Below are 19,331 nucleotides of genomic sequence, written 5' to 3'. Positions count from 1 at the left end.
GTTTATATGTAATAGAGTAAAAATGCCGGATTAAGTTTAAGCAAACAATTAATATTTATAAACATTTCCACATTCTTCATTGTTACTTCGATAATCGCTATTTTTACGTTTATGAAAATTATGCCAATCTAGATTGTTTTCTGACGTTTTAGCAGTATCGAATTTAATATAGCATAAATAATACCAAATATTCAACTTGGCATCCGACTTGCACTATAAGCAATCATAGTTTATTAAAGATTTTATACTAAACAATCTGACATCTTGTCGGATTAATCAAATAACATATAGATGAGCAAATTTGACACATTCGACTTCAACCAGGCTATACCGATGATTAGTGAAGATACAGAATTCTTTCCTTTGCTAAGTCAACAAGATGAAGACGAAATGAGTAAAGCAGATATTCCTGAAGACCTATCCATTCTTCCTCTTCGCAATACCGTTTTATTTCCGGGCGTTGTAATACCGATTACAGTAGGAAGAGATAAGTCTATCAAACTGGTAAAAGACGCATATAAAGGAAATCGGACTATTGGAGTGATTTCTCAAAAGGACATGAATATTGAAGACCCAGACTTTGATCAGCTATACAAAGTTGGTACAGTAGCAAATATCATTAAAATCCTGCAAATGCCTGACGGGAATACCACAGTAATCATCCAAGGTAAGCAGCGCTTCAAACTTATAGAGTTAATTCAATCAGAACCTTATATTAAAGCAAAAGTTGAACGTTTCCCAGAGGATAAACCAAAAACCAGTAGCAAAGAGTTTAAAGCGTTGATTTCTTCCATCAAAGAGCTAGCGCTCCAAGTGATTCAACTTTCTCCTCACCTCCCTAGCGAAGCTGGCATTGCGATAAAAAACATCGAAAGTCCTACGTTTCTAGTGAACTTTATATCTTCAAATTTATCTCTTGAAATGATAGACAAGCAGGATCTTTTGGAAATGAAAGATTTTGTAAAACGTGCCAAATTATTATTGGAACATTTGACGACTGAGATTCAGATGTTAGAGCTTAAAAACCAGATCCAAAACAAAGTCCGGATAGATTTGGATAAGCAACAACGTGATTATTATCTCAATCAACAATTGAAAACAATCCAAGAAGAATTAGGTGGGAATACACCGGATTTAGAGATGGAAGAGTTAAAAAAGAGAGCTAAAGCGAAAAAGTGGTCTCCAGAGTTGAAGCAGCATTTTCATAAAGAAAGTGAAAAATTAGCACGTATCAACCCTGCTGCGGCCGATTACTCTGTACAATTGAACTATTTAGAATTGCTTTTGGATCTACCTTGGGGTGAATACACAAAGGATAATTTCGACCTAAACCGTGCCATTAAGATATTAGATAAGGATCACTACGGACTAGAAAAGGTAAAACAACGTATTATAGAATACCTCGCCGTATTGAAACTTAAAAACAATATGAAAGCGCCTATACTTTGTTTGGTCGGCCCTCCTGGAGTAGGAAAAACTTCTCTAGGAAAGTCTATCGCACGTGCACTAGGAAGAAAATATACGCGTATGGCGTTGGGGGGAGTACGTGATGAAGCTGAAATTCGCGGCCATCGTAAGACCTATATTGGTGCGATGCCCGGTCGTATCATTCAGTCACTAAAAAAAGCAGGAACCTCAAACCCAGTTTTTGTATTAGATGAAATAGATAAAATAGGCTCTGACTTTAAAGGCGACCCATCATCTGCTTTATTGGAGGTATTAGATCCGGAACAAAACACTAATTTCTATGACCACTACGTAGAAATGGAATACGATCTGTCTAAAGTGATGTTCATTGCAACAGCAAATTCATTAAATTCCGTCCAACCAGCATTGCTTGATCGGATGGAAATTATCGAAGTAAACGGCTATACGATTGAAGAAAAAATAGAGATTGCAAAAAAGCATCTATTACCAAAACAACGTGAAATGCATGGTCTGAACACCAAAGATGTATCATTATCTCCTAAAGTTATTGAAAAAATAATTGAGGAGTATACAAGAGAATCTGGTGTGCGGGGCTTAGAAAAGAAAATAGGCTCTGTAGTACGCGGTATAGCAACTAAGATCGTGATGGAAAAACCCTATAACGCAAGTATATCCGCCCCTATCGTGGAAGAGATATTAGGTGCACCAATTTTCGACAAGGATCTTTACGAAAATAATGAAGTAGCAGGCGTTGTTACTGGATTGGCTTGGACTTCAGTAGGTGGCGACATCTTATTTATTGAATCGAGCTTGAGTCCAGGAAAAGGCAAGTTGAGCTTAACGGGTAACTTAGGTGATGTGATGAAGGAATCCGCAGCTATTGCGATGGCTTATCTTCGCTCGCATGCAGAAGAATTTGGTATTGATTACGGCATATTTGATCAATGGGACGTGAATGTGCACGTTCCCGCAGGAGCCACACCGAAAGATGGACCTTCGGCGGGTATCACCATGCTTACCGCATTGACTTCTCTATTTACACAGCGCAAAGTAAAGGAGAAGTTAGCAATGACTGGAGAAATTACACTTCGGGGAAAAGTATTGCCTGTGGGGGGGATTAAAGAAAAAATACTTGCCGCAAAACGTGCTAACATTAAGGAAATCATCCTGTGCAAATCCAATAAAAAGGATATCGTAGAAATAAAAGAAGATTATATTAAAGATCTTACATTTCATTATGTAAGTGAGATGTCAGAAGTAATTGAGTTAGCTTTGCTCAAAAATAAAGTGAAAAATGCTAAAGTTCTAGAAAGAGAATCTGCCGAGAAGAAATAAAAGTTGGAAAGCCATCAAAAATAAGTTTTGATGGCTTTCCAAATAAAAATAATATGTAAGCCATTCTTCCAAAAGAAAAGCTAATTTTGTATCGTAGTGATATGATTGACAAATTCATCAAACGATTCGTTTCTTCGCCTTTATTAGTTTATACCTTACGATGTCTTATTGGTTTCTTGGTAGGTTTCTCTTTGTACAATTCCTACCCTCAATTCGAACTATTCTGGACGCTATTATCCATTATTCTAGTTATATCTCCTGAAGAAAAAGATTCGAGGCGCTTATCTATTGAACGGTTTAAATCCAACCTTATTGGTTCTTCTGTAGCAATGGCATGTCTGTTCGTACACGAATCAAACATTTACAATATTATTATTGGAATAATATTGACTATCATAGTTTGTCGACTATTTCATGTAATGAATATGGCTCGAGTGGCAGTAGTAGCGCTGTTAATCATTATGGTTCAGCCGCACCACACTGCTATGAATATTACACCAATTTTCCGTTTTCTATCGGTGGGTTTGGGGTGTATAGTAGGTTTATTAATAGTGGTATTTACGTCCATAATTTTCCGTTATTTTAAACGCAAATACGGAATTAAATATTAGAAAATCTATATCTACAAATTACTTTCTATAGCTCCCACATCCTCACGGTATAATTCAATATATTTATCTAATAAAACTGCAACAACAGTTATATCATTATCCAATCTAGATTCTGGCAGGTTTATATATACGATACCAGGAACAGGTGACCAATACAATTTATTGAAAATATCATGACCTAGCATGGAACCTTCGCCCACAATGCGAATACGCGCTATACTATTTTTCAATCCCTTTACTGCTAGAGGTCCTGTCGGCTTACCTTCGACAAACAAATACAAGGTCTGTTTATCTTCTGAAAGAGCTGTCATCCCTGTGTAATGTCCAGATTCTATACCAGCATGCGCATTATGCAATACTTCTGCGTGTTTCAATACCCATTCCTTTAAACTTTTATTTCCAAATTTTAAAGTGCTATCTATTTCACTCCCATCACTTCTTAATTTACCTTTTAACAGATTTGCTCCAGCATCAGTCCATTTAGCTAACATTGAAATAGATTGTGAAGCATCCTCCATATTCAAAACTCCTTGCACCGTGGGTACATCTTTAACTGTGTCGAGGCGGAATTCAGGCTTTTCATCAAATTCAATAGCAACAACTGTAACAGCGGGGTCAAAATTGCTATGGGGTAATGAAAGACGCAACTGATATCCATCATAATTAGGAATAATTGGTTCAGATGTCCCTATCATCCGAATTGATTTGGGTTTCGTTTGCAACCCGCTTATGTGGATTTCATTTTTCACATTTTCCAAATATACAAACAAAGTCCTCCCATCTTTAGAAAACGCATTCCGGTCCCTTAAAAATAACGATGCTAATCCCTCTCTGGTTTCATAGACAGCCTCTTTATGTTTCGCAGTCCACCGTCCCAGTTCCTTCAATATGGCTACTTGTGGCTCAGGAATAGTTCCGTCTTCTTTTGGCCCGATATCAAGCAGCAGATTTCCACCCATCGCAATACATTCAACGAGTGTACGAACAATCATATTCGGAGTTTTATAGTGTGTATCAAAAGACTGGTATCCCCACGAGTCGTTCATTGTATAACACAATTCCCAATATCTATTCTTCGGTCTAGTGACAGGTACCCCCTGTTCTGGAGTTTCATAATCTCCGTGATGATTCAACCTGGAATTAATAATAATATCCGGGTTATGGGATCTCAAACGTGATAGAGTTTGTGAAGCCTTCCACTCTTCAGAAGTATGTTCCCAATCACCATCAAACCAAATCAGATCAGGTTCGTAGGCATTACAAAGCTCCCAAAGTTGTAATTGATAATAATCGACAAAATCAGTCCACCGCTGCGGCTCATCTTCAAGACTATAGCGTTTTTTTGTACGCGTATAGACATTATACCATGGGTGGCTCCAATCGGGAAGCGAGTAGTATAAGCCCGTTTTTAAGTCTGTTTTTTTTAAAGCAGAAACAAAAGGTGTTAATAGATCTCTTTTTGCAGCAGCATTTTGTACCGTAGTAATGGCATGTTGGGCTTTACTATCCCATAAGGATACTCCATCATGATGTTTCGTTGTGATGACGGTATACTTGGCACCAGATTTTTGAATCAGATCCACCCATTCCGCTGGATTGTAATTAGAAGCTGTAAAGCCATCTAATTGCTTCATGTAATTTGCATGACTAATATAATTATTAAAAAACGCCCATGACTCAGATATACCATTAACGGAATATATACCCCAATGAATAAATATACCAAGCTTTGCGTCTTCAAACCATTCCATCTTCCTTTCCGAATTGTTCTGAGCCTGCAGATTTATCCCCAGACTTAACACTAAAAACGAGAGTCCGGTAAAGAGTTTGCGTAGATTCATACATGATTATTTAATCTGTGAAAATAATCAAATTTATAGCATTTTCAAACTCTGATAATTCGCTTCTATTTGCAATTATAATCTCATTAAGTATATGTAGATTATTCTTTCATTTATATCCATAAGAGATTATTATATTCAGATTAAGTGTATTTTTGTACGGATGATTGAATTATATACAGACGGAGCCTCAAGCGGAAATCCCGGTCCAGGAGGATACGGAACGATTTTAAGAACGGTATATCAAGGTTTGAATCCTGAATTTCAAGGAAAACTAATCGAAAAAGAGTTTTCGGGCGGTTTTAGAAAAACGACCAACAATCGTATGGAATTGCTGGCCGTAATAGTTGGACTAGAAGCGCTAAGGAATATAAAACAAAAAGTGACCATATTCTCTGATTCGAAATATGTCATTGATGCGATCGAAAAGAGGTGGGTATATGGTTGGATCCAAAAAGGCTTTCAAGGAAAGAAAAACAAAGACCTTTGGATGCGATTAATACAATCATACAAACTTCACGATGTAAATTTAGTGTGGGTAAAGGGACATTCTGGCCATCCTTTAAACGAGCGTTGTGATCAGTTGGCGGTAGCAGCCTCTAAAGATAAAACAAATTGGAAAATTGATTCAGTCTTCGAAATGGAAGAACAGATTGCCCGCTAGCAATAATCAAACAAGAACACCGTTCTACTCTTGTATCTCAAAGATATCTTAAAATAAGGGGTCATTCGCTTTTTTACGGATCTTATATAATTTACAATATAAAAGATGATCAAACAATCCTTCCCTCCTATATTGCATATGGAAGCTACTGTACTGATTTTAGGTTCCTTGCCCGGCGATCTTTCTATAGCGTATCAACAATATTATGCGCATCCTCAAAATCGATTTTGGAAGGTATTATTCCGATTAACAAACGAAGAGTTTTCGATAGATTATAAGGACAGGATAGACCTGTTATATAAGAATAAGATTGCACTATGGGACGTTTGTGCAACAGCAATAAGACAAGGAAGTATGGATACGGCCATATCAAATGAACATCCAAATATCATTCACGATATACTAAAAAAGCACGTTTTTGTAAAAAAGATCTGTTTCAACGGACAAAAGGCACAAAAGTTATATGACAAGTATTTCCAACGTATACCTCAAATCAGCTACCATACCTTACCGAGTACCAGTCCGGCCAATGCAAAATTTACATTAGAAAAATTAGTGACAGCATGGTCAGTTATTAGAAATTAGCGGTATGACCTCTCTATATATTAACAATAATTTATTGAGGACCTTTTATTCCATCTTAACGCACGAACAGATGACACAATTGACGATACCGCCTGACAAAAAACTTCGAAAATACGGAGTGTGTAAGCATGCGTTGCTGATGTGGGAAACAAGTGGCACAAGGGGAGAATAAAAAGTTTACCAATAGTCGTTCAGTTTGTTTATTTTTGCACTGAAATGTCAGATTTAAAATACAATCAAAGAGGTGTATCCGCTGGTAAAGAGGATGTACACAATGCTATAAAAAATATCGACAAAGGTCTTTATCCTCAAGCTTTTTGTAAGATTATACCAGATATATTAGGCGGAGATGTGGAGTGGTGTAACATTATGCATGCAGATGGGGCGGGCACGAAATCGTCTTTGGCCTACGTGTATTGGAAAGAAACAGGAGACACTTCTGTATGGCGTGGCATTGCTCAAGATGCAATCATCATGAATATAGATGACTTAATCTGTGTTGGTGCTATCGACAATATCCTGCTATCTTCGACCATTGGACGTAATAAAAATCTCATTCCTGGGGAAGTTATTGCAGAAATTATCAATGGTACGGAAGAAATACTGGCAGAATTACGCGAATTAGGTATCGGTATCTTTTCCACCGGGGGGGAAACTGCTGATGTTGGAGATTTGGTGCGTACGATTATCGTAGACAGTACGGTAACATGCCGAATGAAACGTGAAGATGTGATTTCTAACCACAACATTAAGCCTGGAAATGTAATTGTAGGCTTAGCCTCGAATGGCCAAGCTACTTACGAAAGAGCGTACAATGGTGGAATGGGGTCAAATGGACTAACCTCGGCACGCCACGATGTGTTTAATAAAGCAGTAGCTGAGAAATATCCAGAAAGCTATGATCCTGCTGTACCTTATGAACTCGTATTCTCAGGTGGAAAAGCGTTGACTGACAAAATAACGGTGGAAACCGGAGAGCAGATCACAGCTGGACAATTGATTCTTTCGCCTACCCGTACCTACGCTCCTGTTATCAAAAAGATATTAGACAAATACCGTAAACAAATCGATGGTCTGGTACATTGTTCAGGCGGAGCGCAGACGAAAGTACTACACTTTATAAACAGTATGCATATCATTAAAGATAACTTATTCCCTCTTCCTCCGTTATTTGACCTTATTCAAAAACAATCGAATACAGATTGGAAGGAGATGTATAAAGTTTTCAATATGGGCCATCGCATGGAGCTATACGTCTCGGAAGAGGTTGCTGCCGATATCATTGCCATTTCGGACTCTTTCGGTATTCCTGCTCAAATTATCGGTCGTGTAGAAGCCTCAGACAAAAAAAAGGTTACCATTAGTTCGCCATATGGTGAATTCATATACGAATAAATAGGTTTGAAACAAAAAATCATCATTGGACGTCATGAAATTGTGGATCTGCCCGAGTTGGGCATGTATAACATTCACGCTAAAGTAGACACTGGTGCTGAAACTTCTGTATTACATTGTGAAGATTTTAAGGTATTTGAAAAAAAAGGGCACCGCTACATTACCTGTCACATTAAGCCGCATTTAGAGGAAGAAGAAATTCTAACATTGACATTTCCTGTACACCGCGAACGCGTCGTAAAAAGCTCTTTCGGGCAGACAGAAACCAGACATATTTTTATCACTAAGATTAGAATGTTTAATCGTTTATTTGACATCAAACTCTCATTAAGAGATCGTTCATCTATGTCCTATCCAATGTTATTAGGAAGAAACTTTATCAACCAAAAATTTCTGGTTGATGTTTCTCAAAAGTACCTGGCTAAGAATAACTTTTAATCAAACTTATCTTTTTCATCTTTGTTACTAATTATAAACAACTCTTTGTGAAAATCGCCGTATTATCCACGAACAAACATTTATATTCTACCCGACGACTTGTAGAAGTTGCATCAGCCCGCGGTCACGAATGTATTGTTATTGATCATAGCAAATGTTACGTTGGCATCCGACAAGGAAAACCGAGTATACATTACAAAGGTCACGATATAGCCGACATAGATGCTATTATACCTCGAATCGGAGCTTCTGTTACGTTTTATGGATCAGCTATTGTAAGACAATTTGAAGTAATGAATGTTATTTCAGCCAACCCTAGCCAAGCCATCACACGTTCTAGAGATAAGTTACGCTGTATGCAAATCCTTTCCGGTGCAGGACTCGGGCTTCCAATAACAGGGTTTGCACGTACGGCTTCGGACGTTGACGATTTGATTAGTATGGTAGGCGGAGCCCCTCTGGTCATCAAACTTTTAGAGGGAACGCAGGGTATCGGAGTGGTGCTTGCTGAAACAAAGAAAGCAGCATCTTCTGTAATTGAGGCTTTTTACGGTTTGGGAAACAATATTCTCATTCAGGAATACATTAAAGAGGCAAAAGGTAGCGATATTCGTGCCTTCGTAGTAGATGGGAAAGTTGTGGGAGCGATGAAGCGTACCGCTAAAGAAGGTGAATTCCGCTCAAACCTGCACCGCGGCGGAACAGCAGAAATTGTTAAATTGACGCGGAATGAAAGGGAAACAGCTGTCGCCGCCGCAAAAGCTATGGGCTTAACGGTTGCAGGGGTAGATATGTTACCTTCCGATAGAGGTCCTTTAATTTTAGAAGTAAACTCTTCTCCAGGTTTAGAAGGAATTGAAACAGCCACACATAAAGACATAGCTAGCGAAATTATAAAATATCTAGAAAGACAGTATGAAGCTAAACAGCTATCAAAACCCATCGTAAAACGCACAATCAAGAAGGAAAGCAAATTATAGTTATAATTTAAGATACAATAAAAAAAGGAACCCAATTAGGTTCCTTTTTCTATATCTAACAAATTGATTTGCGGGGTTAAAACTCTATTTTACTGCGTCTATAACTGCTTTAAAAGCATCTGGATTATTTAAAGCTAAATCAGCTAAAACCTTACGGTTTAGTCCAATATTTTTAGCGTTTAATTTACCAATCAACTGAGAATATGAAATTCCGTGTTGACGAGATCCTGCGTTAATACGTTGAATCCATAAAGCTCTAAACTCGCGTTTTTTAGTTTTACGGTCGCGATAAGCGTACTGCAAACCTTTTTCTACTGTGTTTTTAGCAATAGTGTATACTTTGCTACGTGAACCGAAATAGCCTTTAGCTAATTTCATGATTCTTTTTCTTCTTCTTCTCGAAGCTACTGCGTTAACCGAACGTGGCATAATTTTAAAATTTTAGTTTGGTACAAGGTGTTACGTTTCTCAGCAATCTTACTACCCGATACCCGGTTAAAAAAAATGTTATTAATAAATAATGATGATAAAACTTATTTACCGATACCTAGCATACGTTTCACGTTACCTATATCACCATCAGAAACATAACTAGTTGTTGTCAAGTTACGTTTTTGTTTGGTAGTTTTCTTAGTCAAGATGTGGCTTTTGAAGGCATTCTTTCTTGCAATTTTACCTGTTCCAGTCAATTTGAAGCGTTTTTTCGCGCTGGAATTGGTTTTTACTTTTGGCATAATACTTAAATTTTATATCAATCTGTTAGATTTTCTATTTTTTAGCAGCCTTTGGAGCTAAGGTCAAGAACATGCGCTTACCTTCTAATTTCGGCAGCAACTCTACTTTACCATAATCCTCTAATGCTTGTGCAAATCGAAGCAGTAATATCTCTCCCTGCTCTTTAAATACAATAGCACGACCTTTAAAATGTACGTATGCACGTACTTTCTCTCCTGCTTCTAAAAAGCGGACGGCGTGCTTCAATTTAAAGTCAAAGTCATGCTCACTGGTATTAGGTCCGAAACGGATCTCCTTAATGACAGTTTGTTTTGCATTAGCTTTAATTTCTTTTTGCTTCTTCTTTTGTTCGAAAGCGAACTTACTGTAGTCAATTATTTTACAAACCGGCGGAACAGCATTTGGCGAAATCTCCACTAAATCAAGTTCCAATTCATCGGCTAGTTCCAATGCTTTGCGCGTAGAGAAAACCCCCTGTTCCACATTATCTCCCACTAAACGTACCTCAGGCACGCGAATATGTTCGTTAATGCGGTGATCTGGTTCTTTCTTTCTCATTGGTGGTCTTGGACCACTCGGTCTTTTTAATGCCAAATGTTTAAAAATTTAAACGGTTATTTCTTTAATTAATACTTCTCTAAACTCATCAGAGGTCATTGAACCCAAATCTACTGACCCGTGCTTACGAACAGAAACTGTGCCACTTTCCATCTCCTTTTCGCCTACAATCAACATATAAGGCAATTTTTTAACTTCGGCGTCACGAATTTTACGACCAACCTTCTCATCACGAAGGTCAATCAGACCGCGAATATCGGAATTATTTAGCGATTCTAAAAGTTTTTGTGCATAATCTTCATATTTTTCTGAAACGGGCAATACGATAAATTGCTCAGGCGCAAGCCATAATGGAAACTGCCCCGCACAATGTTCGATCAATACTGCGACAAAACGTTCTAATGAACCGAACGGTGCCCGATGAATCATTACGGGGCGATGTTTTTGATTATCGCTACCTGTATACTCCAATTCAAAACGTTCTGGCAAATTGTAATCAACTTGTATGGTACCTAATTGCCACTTACGCCCCAACGAATCCTTCACCATAAAATCTAGTTTAGGACCATAGAATGCAGCTTCGCCATATTCCACTACCGTATTTAGCCCTTTTTCAGCGGCTGCTTCAATTATTGAATTCTCGGCTAGCGCCCAATTTTCATCCGTGCCGATATATTTTGTTCTATTATTCGGGTCACGTAACGAGACTTGAGCGGTATAATCCTCAAAGCCCAAGGCTCCAAAAACGTATAGCACCAAATCAATCACTTTTTTGAACTCTTCTTTCACTTGATCTGGGCGACAGAACAGATGGGCGTCGTCTTGTGTAAAACCACGTACACGAGTTAGACCATGCAACTCACCCGACTGTTCATATCGATACACAGTACCAAACTCAGCAAAGCGAACCGGTAACTCTTTGTATGATCGAGGTTTCGTTTTATAAATTTCACAGTGATGCGGACAGTTCATCGGTTTCAAGAAAAACTCTTCTCCCTCTACTGGCGTATGAATAGGTTGAAAAGCATCAGCGCCATACTTCTCGTAGTGACCTGAAGTAATGTATAACTGCTTATTTCCGATGTGCGGTGTGATCACCGGTTCATAACCGGCCTGTAGCTGTGCCCTCTGTAAAAAATCCTGTAATTTCTGACGTAGAGCCGCTCCCTTTGGCAACCATAACGGTAGTCCAGCTCCCACTTTTTCAGAGAAAGCAAACAACTCCAATTCTTTCCCCAATTTGCGGTGATCCCGTTTTTTAGCCTCTTCGATAAATCTCAGATAATCTGAAAGTTCGGAAGCTTTAGGAAAAGTGACTCCATAAATACGGGTCAATTGCTTGCGGGTTTCATCCCCCCTCCAATACGCCCCGGCTACATTTGTAAGTTTTATTGCTTTTATAAACCCTGTATTTGGGATATGAGGACCGCGACACAGATCTGTAAAATTCCCTTGCGAATAAAACGTAATCTTCCCGTCTTCCAGGTCTTTGATGAGATCCAGTTTATATTCATCTCCTTTTTCAGTGAAATAAGACAATGCATCTGTTTTGGAAACGGCTTTACGCTCAAAGATTTCTTTTTGCTTCGCCAATTCCAACATCTTATCTTCGATCTGTTTAAAATCATCTGAAGAAAATTCACGATCACCAAAATCTACATCGTAGTAAAAACCGGTTTCGATAGAAGGACCGATTCCAAATTTGATACCGGGATAAAGAGATTCCAAAGCCTCGGCCAACAAGTGAGCAGAAGAATGCCAAAAGGTTGATTTACCTTTATCGTCATTCCACGTCAATAATTTTACGCTAGCGTCTTCTTCAATAGCACGAGAGGCATCCCAAACTTCGCCGTCTACTTCTGCTGCCAATACATTTCTTGCTAAACCTTCGGAAATAGAAAGGGCCACTTGCATAGCAGTAATACCTTTTTCATACTGACGTACCGAGCCGTCAGGGAGTGTAATGTTAATCATGAACAACTATGATTTTTAAATTATTTAAAGTTAAAGAAACCCTTGAAATCAGTATGCACAATTATACTGTTAAATATCAAGTGATTCTATGAATTAATAGGTTGCAAAGCTACCTAATATTTAGCAGGATAGAAAGGGAAATAACATCTAATCTCTAGATTTTCTTACATCTCAAATCTAAACAGTACCTTTGCATCAAAACACACATAGATGGCTAATAACGCAAAATCCACTCCCAAACTACATGCTCGGAATAAGCACCAATCAGGATACGATTTAAAAAAGTTGAGCAGCAGATACGCAGGACTTAAACAGCATATATTTATCAATGATTTTGGCAAGGAAACCGTTGACTTTTCTGACCCTAAGGCCGTTTTTGAACTGAATAAATCCATATTATTAACCGATTATAAGCTAAAACACTGGGAGACAGCAAAGAACAGTCTCTGCCCGGCTATCCCCGGACGAGCAGATTATGTGCATTACGTGGCCGATTTATTGGCTTCTGAGAATGACGGTGAGATTCCAAAAGGACCAAAAATAAATATCTTAGATATCGGAACGGGATCGAGTCTGATCTACCCATTGATAGGTGCTCAAGAATATGAATGGAAATTTGTAGGAACAGAAATCGATAGAACTTCCATCCACCACGCCGAAATTAATATCAGTAAAAATGTATGGTTGAAAAAGCAGATCGATCTACGTTTTCAAGACGATAAAAATAAAATTCTTGCGGGCATAATATACGACAACGACAAATTTGATGTCGTAATGGGCAATCCGCCATATTACGGTTCAAGGGAAGAACATTGGAAAAGTACCACCAAAAAATTCGACAACCTGAACAAAAAGAAAGACGCTTTACCGGTTCAAAACTTCGGCGGCCACGCCAATGAGCTATGGTATGAAGGAGGCGAAAAAGCTTTCATCAGTAAACTCATTTATGAAAGTATGGAATTTAAGAAAAATCTAAATTGGATTACTTCTTTAGTTTCTAGCAAAGATCATTTAAAACCGCTTATATCTATTTTAGAATATCACAAAGTTTCCAAAATCGAAATCATCGAAATGAAACAGGGTCAAAAAACATCACGTATATTAGCGTGGAAATGGTAGTTTGGATCTTTATCTGAAAGATGCAAAATTTGGGACATAAAAGCTACCGGAGCTTAGTCCTTTTGAGGCATACGTTTCTCGACAGATGACGTACCTCACACCCGAAATGAGGTACATCCGGTCGCACGAAGTGTACCTCTCCTGCCACGAAGCATACACCTCACGCCAGGACGTACGTCTAAATGCACGAAGTGTACGTCTAAATTCAGTAAGTGTACGGAAATTTGCTAGTTTTTAGTTAGTCGATTCTTAAAAAGGCAGTTACAGCTTTTTAAGAATCGACTAACTAAAACAAAACGGACAAGAATAATTCTGGTGATTAAACAGACCTTTGAGATAACACTGGTCTAATATTATATTGTCGACTCATTGAAATACAACAAAAACTTTCAAAAAAAAGAGCACTGAATACATATACTTTCAGTGCTCCCGGCAAAAAAATCGTGTATTTTACAACACTTAACCAATGATTTCTTTCATCTCGGCAATAATCCGTTTCGCAATTGCTTCTGCTGCCTGAGGAGTTGGTCCTTCGGAATAAATACGGATAATCGGTTCCGTATTCGATTTACGAAGGTGTACCCATTCATCTTCAAAATCGATTTTCAATCCATCTATAACCGAATGATTTTCATGGGCATATTTTGACTGCATTTTAGCCAATAAGTTGTCAATGTCTAATTCAGGCGTTAACGTAATCTTGTTCTTAGACATAAAATACTGCGGAAGTTCGGCTCTGTACTGTGAAACTTTCTTGCCTAACTTGGCCAGATGTGATAAGAAAATTGCGACCCCGACCAGTGCATCACGTCCATAATGAGAAGCAGGATAAATCACACCACCATTTCCTTCTCCACCAATCACTGCATCCACTTCCTTCATCTTAGTCACGACGTTTACCTCGCCGACTGCTGCTGCAAAATATTCTCCACCATGTTTTTGTGTTATATCCCGTAAGGCTCTAGTAGATGAAAGATTTGACACAGTATTACCTTTTGTATGTTGAAGGATATAATCGGCTACTGCAACTAACGTATATTCCTCGCCAAAAAGCTCTCCATCTTCCATCATGAATACGAGACGGTCGACGTCCGGGTCGACAGCGATTCCAAGATCAGCACCATGTTGTAATACGGCAACGGATAAATCCGTCAGGTTCTCCTTAAGAGGTTCAGGATTATGTGGAAATTTTCCGTTTGGCGTACAATGAATCTGATATACGGTCTGAACGCCTAACGCCTCTAACAACGCAGGGATAAATATACCACCTGTACTATTTACGGCATCAATAGCTACACTAAAATTAGCCCTCCTTATCGCTTCGACATCTACGTACTCCAGAGCCAATACAGCATCTATATGTTTCTGTAAGTAACTTTGATCAAGAACGACTCCACCCAAATCCTGTACCTCCGCAAAATCGAAATCTAAACTTTCACCCAATTCAAGTACGGCCTTACCTTCTACATCAGAAATAAACTCTCCTTCGTGATTTAGCAGTTTCAAAGCATTCCATTGTCCTGGATTATGTGAAGCAGTAAGAATAATTCCTCCTGCCGCTTTTTCAAGCGGCACAGCTATTTCTACAGTAGGGGTTGTAGACAAGCCTAAATTGACCACCTCAGCGCCTATACTTTGTAATGTCCCAATTACAAGATTACTCACCATCTCTCCAGATTCTCGAGCGTCTCTTCCTACTACTATTTTTTTATTCCCGGTCTTACCGATTAAAATCTTGCCAAAAGCCGCTGTGAACTTAACAATGTCTATCGGGGTTAACGACTCACCTGATCTTCCACCTATAGTACCTCGAATTCCAGATATAGATTTAATTAAAGTCATAATTTTCTAATATATAATGGTTGTAAAAATAAGGTAATAATGAGAATTTACAATAGATACTTCAATATTTCAGTATGAAAATGTAATTTTGTTGTAACCTTGCGCATATAAACAGTTTCTACTTTTTTTTATTCCTTATAAAATAATGTACTTTTATCGGATAAAGCCACTAGCATGTTGCAGCAGATTATAGAATTAGATAAAGAAATATTCCTGACAATAAATCAGGGAATAAGTAATCTCGTATTTGATTGGTTACTCCCTATACTTAGAAATCCCTACACGTGGGCACCGCTCTATTTATTTCTAATCATTTTTTTTATAAAAAACTATGGTAAATTCGGTATTGCAATTGTAATCTGTACGCTAATTAATTTTGGCATTTCTGATTCTATTTCATCTCACATTATCAAAAATACAGTAAAGCGTCTTCGTCCCTGCAATGATATAGAATTCAAGCATGATATTAATCTTCGGGTTCGATGTGGTTCGGGCTATAGCTTTACAAGCTCACATGCTACGAATCACTTCGCTATGGCTTTTTTTTGGATTGTACTGTTCCGAAGAAGATGGAAACACACCTTGTGGCTGTCAATTACGTGGGCTGCATTAATTTCAATTTCTCAAGTATACGTAGGTGTACATTATCCTTTTGACGTCTTATGTGGAGCTATCTTCGGTACGATAATAGGCATCCTTAATGGAAATCTCTTCATAAGGTTACTGCCGAGATTTGCAGACAAAAATATCGACGAAAAAATATCCATATGAGTTTTGCACTATTTTCTAATAATTACTTTCACTTATCCTTAGCTCCATGAAATTTGTCGAGCAGATTACTCAGCTGAAGAGCCTCTTGTTCCGTGATATTACTGTTAATTAAATCCCTTAACATCATATCTTCTTCGATCTCGTCGAGAAGTTGTAGACCTCTCTCCGTAATCTTTAGGTCGACCGATCTTTTATCCTTACTATTTTTAGCACGCATTACTAAGCCCTTTGCGACAATACGATCCACCAATCTTGATATATCGGGTGTGCTGTTAATCATTCTTTCTTTTAAAAGGTTATTGGACGCAGCTTTGGGATATTGCCCTCTTAGAATTCGGAGCACATTAAATTGCTGAAGTGTAATGTCCTTTTTATTTGCTCGTTGCTCTAAATTTCTTATAATCCAGTTATTTGTATAGATGATATTTACGGTTGCTTTATGCCACTCATCTCTAAACTTTTTGACTTTCACTAGCTCGTTAATCTTCATATTTATAATAATTCTAAATAAAACAAAAGTGTGACAGATTTTACCAAGGTAAGCCGCGCATTTTGATTATATTTGGACATTTCTAATGAATAATAATATCTTATCTAAGATACAAAATGCAAAACAATATTACTTTAGACAAATTAAAAAAAGGTGAAAAAGCAACAATTCACTCATTTAAAAGTAATGAACTTCCTGCTAAGTTCTATGAGCTAGGGTTCACGCCAGGGGCTCCCATCGAAATAAAACATATAGCTCCCTTAAAAGGGCCAATGTGTATAAACATCATCGAACAAGATTCGTTAATTGCTATTCGTAGAAAGGAAGCTAACTTAATTTTGATTAGTAGGATATAATGAAGAGGAAAACAATAGCTTTATTAGGAAATCCCAATGTAGGAAAGACTTCGTTATTTAATAGATTAACTAAATTAAATCAAAAAGTCGGCAATTATCCCGGAATCACGGTAGATAAGCGCATTGGTACATTAAAGACAAATACAACTGAATATAAAATAATTGATCTTCCGGGGACTTATACTTTGTTTCCTAGTTCGTTAGACGAGGAGGTTGTTTTCAATATTTTAAGTAACCAAACTAACGAAGATTTTCCGGATTTGACCGTAGTTGTCACTGAACCTTCGAGTATCAACAGAGGCATAGTGATATACCAACAAGTTCGTGAATTAGGCTTGCCTGCTATTTTTGTCGTTAATATGATCGATGAAGTTGACCAAAAGGGACTGCATATAGATTATCCGGCACTCGAAAACTATTTACAAACCAAAGTTTTAAAAACCAATGCACGATCGGGCGAAGGCATAGATCAATTAATACAAAACTTCAATATCGAATTAAAGCCTTACTTTGGTGCATTTGATTTACCTCAAAAATATCAAGACGCATTACACGACGCCAAACAGGTGTTCCCGTTAGCAACGGAGTATCTAACGTGGCAATACTTGGCTCAAAATAGCATAAGCAACCTTTCTTTGGAGAAAAGATCTGCTTTGCAAAGAATACGTCAATCTCATCAGTTAGATATCCAAGAATTGCAAAAAGATGAATCTATATCTCGACATGATAAGATCGCAAAAAATCTAGCATCTATTATATTAAAAAAAGAAAACAAACGATTATCTATAACAGAAAAAGTTGACAACCTATTAATACATCCCGTATTAGGTTATGTCATATTTTTCGGGCTCCTTTTCCTTATATTTCAAGCTATATACAGTTGGGCTGGTCCGTTAATGGATGGTATAGACACCCTTTTTGTTTCTTTATCTGACGCGATAGCAGCGACATTACCGAAAGGGCCTTTAAGTTCGCTATTGATAAACGGAGTCATCGCTGGTATTGGAGGGATTGTCATATTCCTTCCTCAGATTGTAATTCTTTTTCTATTTATCGCTATCATGGAAGAAACCGGTTATATGAGTCGGGTGGTATTTTTGATGGATAGGTGGTTAAGGCCTTTTGGATTAAATGGAAAATCTGTCATTCCACTAATGTCGGGTGCTGCCTGTGCGATCCCTGCAGTCATGTCTGCACGCAATATTGAAAACCCCAAGGAACGACTATTAACGATTTTGGTTACACCATTTATGACCTGTTCTGCTAGACTTCCAATATATATTGTTATTATTGGGCTTGTTATTCCAGACGAAACGTTCCTCGGCTTCAATTTACAAGGCATTACACTATTTGGAATGTACATATTAGGTATAGTTGGAGCTTTATTATCTGCGCTTATCCTCAATAAGATAATAAAATCAATTCGGAAATCATTTCTAATCTTCGAATTGCCTACTTACAAAGTTCCGGATTGGAAGAACGTGTTGAATACCGTGTGGGAAAAATCTTTAGGCTTTTTAGTTGGAGCGGGTAAGATAATCTTGGCCATTTCCATCATACTATGGGTATTAGGAAATTTTGGGCCTAATGACAGATTTTCAAATCCGGAAACATATATTGCCGAAGCCAATCCTGAGTTTTCGCAAGAAGAAATAGACAATGAAGTAACCGCTTACAAAACTGAATACTCATTCTTGGGTTACCTGGGACGTGGGATTGAACCTGCGATTAAACCATTAGGATACGACTGGAAAATAGGGATAGGTTTGCTCGCCTCATTCGCCGCAAGAGAAGTATTTGTCGGTACTATGGCCGTAGTTTATAGCTTAGGAGAAGACATAGATATCGAAGATGAAAGTCAAAAACAAACGCTATTTGGGCGAATGAAAAGTGAAATAAACCGTAATACGGGTAAGCCCACGTATAATTTTGCAACCGGAATATCGTTGTTGTTATTTTATGCCTTTGCAATGCAGTGTATGGCAACAATCGGCGTTGTAAAAAGAGAGACAGGCTCCTGGAAATGGACGTTGATACAAACAGGGTTTATGACGGGGCTAGCGTATTTGGTAGCATTGGTAGCTTATCAACTTTTAAAGTAAATTAATATGGAAACTATTCAATATTTAATCATCACATGCGTATTTGTAGGAGCCGTAATATATGTAGCGAAAAGATTTTTCCCGTCTAAAAATCAACAAGGTAGTTG

The 19,331-nt window shown here is 37.9% G+C and carries 18 protein-coding genes; 11 read left to right on the top strand and 7 right to left on the bottom strand.

Features of this window, described 5'->3' with window-relative positions; genetic code table 11:
• Window positions 1-291 precede the first annotated feature (291 nt).
• Together lon and FAZ19_RS24455 are read left to right on the top strand one after the other, a co-directional pair.
• A complete protein-coding gene (gene lon / locus FAZ19_RS08200; protein WP_136820224.1) occupies window positions 292-2,763 on the top strand; it encodes an endopeptidase La in 2,472 nt (823 codons plus the stop codon).
• 101 nt (window positions 2,764-2,864) lie between these two features.
• Window positions 2,865-3,374: an FUSC family protein gene (locus FAZ19_RS24455; RefSeq protein WP_136820223.1), complete on the top strand. Its 510-nt coding sequence runs from the start codon at window positions 2,865-2,867 to the stop codon at window positions 3,372-3,374.
• Between the two features lie 11 nt (window positions 3,375-3,385).
• On the opposite strand, the gene FAZ19_RS08190 is transcribed toward FAZ19_RS24455, so the two are convergent.
• The gene (locus tag FAZ19_RS08190; RefSeq protein WP_136820222.1) at window positions 3,386-5,215 is read right to left on the bottom strand and encodes an alpha-L-fucosidase; all 1,830 of its coding nucleotides are present in this window, start codon (window positions 5,213-5,215) and stop codon (window positions 3,386-3,388) included.
• A gap of 163 nt (window positions 5,216-5,378) precedes the next feature.
• Between FAZ19_RS08190 and FAZ19_RS08185 the strand changes: the two genes are divergently transcribed.
• The 5 genes from FAZ19_RS08185 (at window position 5,379) to rimK (ending at window position 9,277) form a co-directional block, all read left to right on the top strand.
• The gene (locus FAZ19_RS08185) at window positions 5,379-5,879 is read left to right on the top strand and encodes a ribonuclease H family protein (protein ID WP_136820221.1); all 501 of its coding nucleotides are present in this window, start codon (window positions 5,379-5,381) and stop codon (window positions 5,877-5,879) included.
• Between the two features lie 105 nt (window positions 5,880-5,984).
• Window positions 5,985-6,464 carry a DNA-deoxyinosine glycosylase gene (locus tag FAZ19_RS08180; protein ID WP_136820220.1) on the top strand — a complete coding sequence of 160 codons (480 nt, stop codon included), beginning with the start codon at window positions 5,985-5,987 and terminating at the stop codon, window positions 6,462-6,464.
• 216 nt (window positions 6,465-6,680) lie between these two features.
• Entirely contained in the window at window positions 6,681-7,859 is a 1,179-nt protein-coding gene (locus FAZ19_RS08175; protein WP_136820219.1) for an AIR synthase related protein, read from the top strand.
• A gap of 6 nt (window positions 7,860-7,865) precedes the next feature.
• The gene (locus tag FAZ19_RS08170) at window positions 7,866-8,297 is read left to right on the top strand and encodes an ATP-dependent zinc protease family protein (RefSeq protein WP_229707381.1); all 432 of its coding nucleotides are present in this window, start codon (window positions 7,866-7,868) and stop codon (window positions 8,295-8,297) included.
• Window positions 8,298-8,344: 47 nt separating this feature from the next.
• Window positions 8,345-9,277, top strand: coding sequence for a 30S ribosomal protein S6--L-glutamate ligase (rimK, locus tag FAZ19_RS08165; RefSeq protein WP_136820218.1), 933 nt, complete (start codon window positions 8,345-8,347; stop codon window positions 9,275-9,277).
• Between the two features lie 84 nt (window positions 9,278-9,361).
• Here rimK and rplT read toward each other — a convergent pair whose 3' ends face one another.
• From rplT to thrS, 4 genes are all read right to left on the bottom strand, one after another.
• Window positions 9,362-9,706: a 50S ribosomal protein L20 gene (rplT, locus tag FAZ19_RS08160; protein ID WP_136820217.1), complete on the bottom strand. Its 345-nt coding sequence runs from the start codon at window positions 9,704-9,706 to the stop codon at window positions 9,362-9,364.
• Between the two features lie 104 nt (window positions 9,707-9,810).
• Window positions 9,811-10,011: a 50S ribosomal protein L35 gene (rpmI, locus tag FAZ19_RS08155; RefSeq protein WP_136820216.1), complete on the bottom strand. Its 201-nt coding sequence runs from the start codon at window positions 10,009-10,011 to the stop codon at window positions 9,811-9,813.
• 34 nt (window positions 10,012-10,045) lie between these two features.
• The gene (gene infC / locus FAZ19_RS08150; protein WP_373287723.1) at window positions 10,046-10,570 is read right to left on the bottom strand and encodes a translation initiation factor IF-3; all 525 of its coding nucleotides are present in this window, start codon (window positions 10,568-10,570) and stop codon (window positions 10,046-10,048) included.
• A gap of 48 nt (window positions 10,571-10,618) precedes the next feature.
• Window positions 10,619-12,544 (bottom strand): threonine--tRNA ligase, encoded by a 1,926-nt coding sequence (thrS, locus tag FAZ19_RS08145; protein ID WP_136820214.1) that lies wholly within the window; start codon window positions 12,542-12,544, stop codon window positions 10,619-10,621.
• A 210-nt stretch (window positions 12,545-12,754) separates the two neighbouring features.
• On the opposite strand from thrS, the gene rlmF reads away from it, so the two are divergent.
• On the top strand, window positions 12,755-13,663 hold the full coding sequence (gene rlmF, locus FAZ19_RS08140) for a 23S rRNA (adenine(1618)-N(6))-methyltransferase RlmF (protein ID WP_136820213.1): 909 nt from the start codon (window positions 12,755-12,757) through the stop codon (window positions 13,661-13,663).
• Between the two features lie 459 nt (window positions 13,664-14,122).
• Here rlmF and glmM read toward each other — a convergent pair whose 3' ends face one another.
• The gene (gene glmM / locus FAZ19_RS08135) at window positions 14,123-15,505 is read right to left on the bottom strand and encodes a phosphoglucosamine mutase (RefSeq protein WP_136820212.1); all 1,383 of its coding nucleotides are present in this window, start codon (window positions 15,503-15,505) and stop codon (window positions 14,123-14,125) included.
• A 174-nt stretch (window positions 15,506-15,679) separates the two neighbouring features.
• Between glmM and FAZ19_RS08130 the strand changes: the two genes are divergently transcribed.
• The gene (locus FAZ19_RS08130) at window positions 15,680-16,276 is read left to right on the top strand and encodes a phosphatase PAP2 family protein (protein ID WP_136820211.1); all 597 of its coding nucleotides are present in this window, start codon (window positions 15,680-15,682) and stop codon (window positions 16,274-16,276) included.
• A 28-nt stretch (window positions 16,277-16,304) separates the two neighbouring features.
• On the opposite strand, the gene FAZ19_RS08125 is transcribed toward FAZ19_RS08130, so the two are convergent.
• Entirely contained in the window at window positions 16,305-16,766 is a 462-nt protein-coding gene (locus FAZ19_RS08125; RefSeq protein WP_136820210.1) for a MarR family winged helix-turn-helix transcriptional regulator, read from the bottom strand.
• A gap of 116 nt (window positions 16,767-16,882) precedes the next feature.
• Here FAZ19_RS08125 and FAZ19_RS08120 point away from each other — a divergent pair, with 116 nt between their 5' ends.
• Together FAZ19_RS08120 and feoB are read left to right on the top strand one after the other, a co-directional pair.
• Complete coding sequence (locus tag FAZ19_RS08120; protein WP_136820209.1) at window positions 16,883-17,122, top strand: FeoA family protein; 240 nt, start codon at window positions 16,883-16,885, stop codon at window positions 17,120-17,122.
• The gene (feoB, locus tag FAZ19_RS08115; protein WP_136820208.1) at window positions 17,122-19,224 is read left to right on the top strand and encodes a ferrous iron transport protein B; all 2,103 of its coding nucleotides are present in this window, start codon (window positions 17,122-17,124) and stop codon (window positions 19,222-19,224) included. Before FAZ19_RS08120 ends, feoB begins: the two co-directional genes overlap by 1 nt.
• Window positions 19,225-19,331: the final 107 nt, after the last annotated feature.

The organism is Sphingobacterium alkalisoli (assembly GCF_005049105.1).
Classification (GTDB): Bacteria; Bacteroidota; Bacteroidia; order Sphingobacteriales; family Sphingobacteriaceae; genus Sphingobacterium; species Sphingobacterium alkalisoli.
This window is presented reverse-complemented; position numbering and strand designations above follow the sequence as displayed.

Bases quoted from the DNA above. Each gene is read 5' to 3' on its own strand.
- lon (WP_136820224.1), top strand. From the start codon at position 292: ATGAGCAAATTTGACACATTCGACTTCAACCAGGCTATACCGATGATT.
- FAZ19_RS24455 (WP_136820223.1), top strand. From the start codon at position 2,865: ATGATTGACAAATTCATCAAACGATTCGTTTCTTCGCCTTTATTAGTT.
- FAZ19_RS08190 (WP_136820222.1), bottom strand. From the start codon at position 5,215: ATGAATCTACGCAAACTCTTTACCGGACTCTCGTTTTTAGTGTTAAGT.
- FAZ19_RS08185 (WP_136820221.1), top strand. From the start codon at position 5,379: ATGATTGAATTATATACAGACGGAGCCTCAAGCGGAAATCCCGGTCCA.
- FAZ19_RS08180 (WP_136820220.1), top strand. From the start codon at position 5,985: ATGATCAAACAATCCTTCCCTCCTATATTGCATATGGAAGCTACTGTA.
- FAZ19_RS08175 (WP_136820219.1), top strand. From the start codon at position 6,681: ATGTCAGATTTAAAATACAATCAAAGAGGTGTATCCGCTGGTAAAGAG.
- rplT (WP_136820217.1), bottom strand. From the start codon at position 9,706: ATGCCACGTTCGGTTAACGCAGTAGCTTCGAGAAGAAGAAGAAAAAGA.
- rpmI (WP_136820216.1), bottom strand. From the start codon at position 10,011: ATGCCAAAAGTAAAAACCAATTCCAGCGCGAAAAAACGCTTCAAATTG.
- infC (WP_373287723.1), bottom strand. From the start codon at position 10,570: ATGAGAAAGAAAGAACCAGATCACCGCATTAACGAACATATTCGCGTG.
- thrS (WP_136820214.1), bottom strand. From the start codon at position 12,544: ATGATTAACATTACACTCCCTGACGGCTCGGTACGTCAGTATGAAAAA.
- rlmF (WP_136820213.1), top strand. From the start codon at position 12,755: ATGGCTAATAACGCAAAATCCACTCCCAAACTACATGCTCGGAATAAG.
- glmM (WP_136820212.1), bottom strand. From the start codon at position 15,505: ATGACTTTAATTAAATCTATATCTGGAATTCGAGGTACTATAGGTGGA.
- FAZ19_RS08130 (WP_136820211.1), top strand. From the start codon at position 15,680: ATGTTGCAGCAGATTATAGAATTAGATAAAGAAATATTCCTGACAATA.
- FAZ19_RS08125 (WP_136820210.1), bottom strand. From the start codon at position 16,766: ATGAAGATTAACGAGCTAGTGAAAGTCAAAAAGTTTAGAGATGAGTGG.
- FAZ19_RS08120 (WP_136820209.1), top strand. From the start codon at position 16,883: ATGCAAAACAATATTACTTTAGACAAATTAAAAAAAGGTGAAAAAGCA.
- feoB (WP_136820208.1), top strand. From the start codon at position 17,122: ATGAAGAGGAAAACAATAGCTTTATTAGGAAATCCCAATGTAGGAAAG.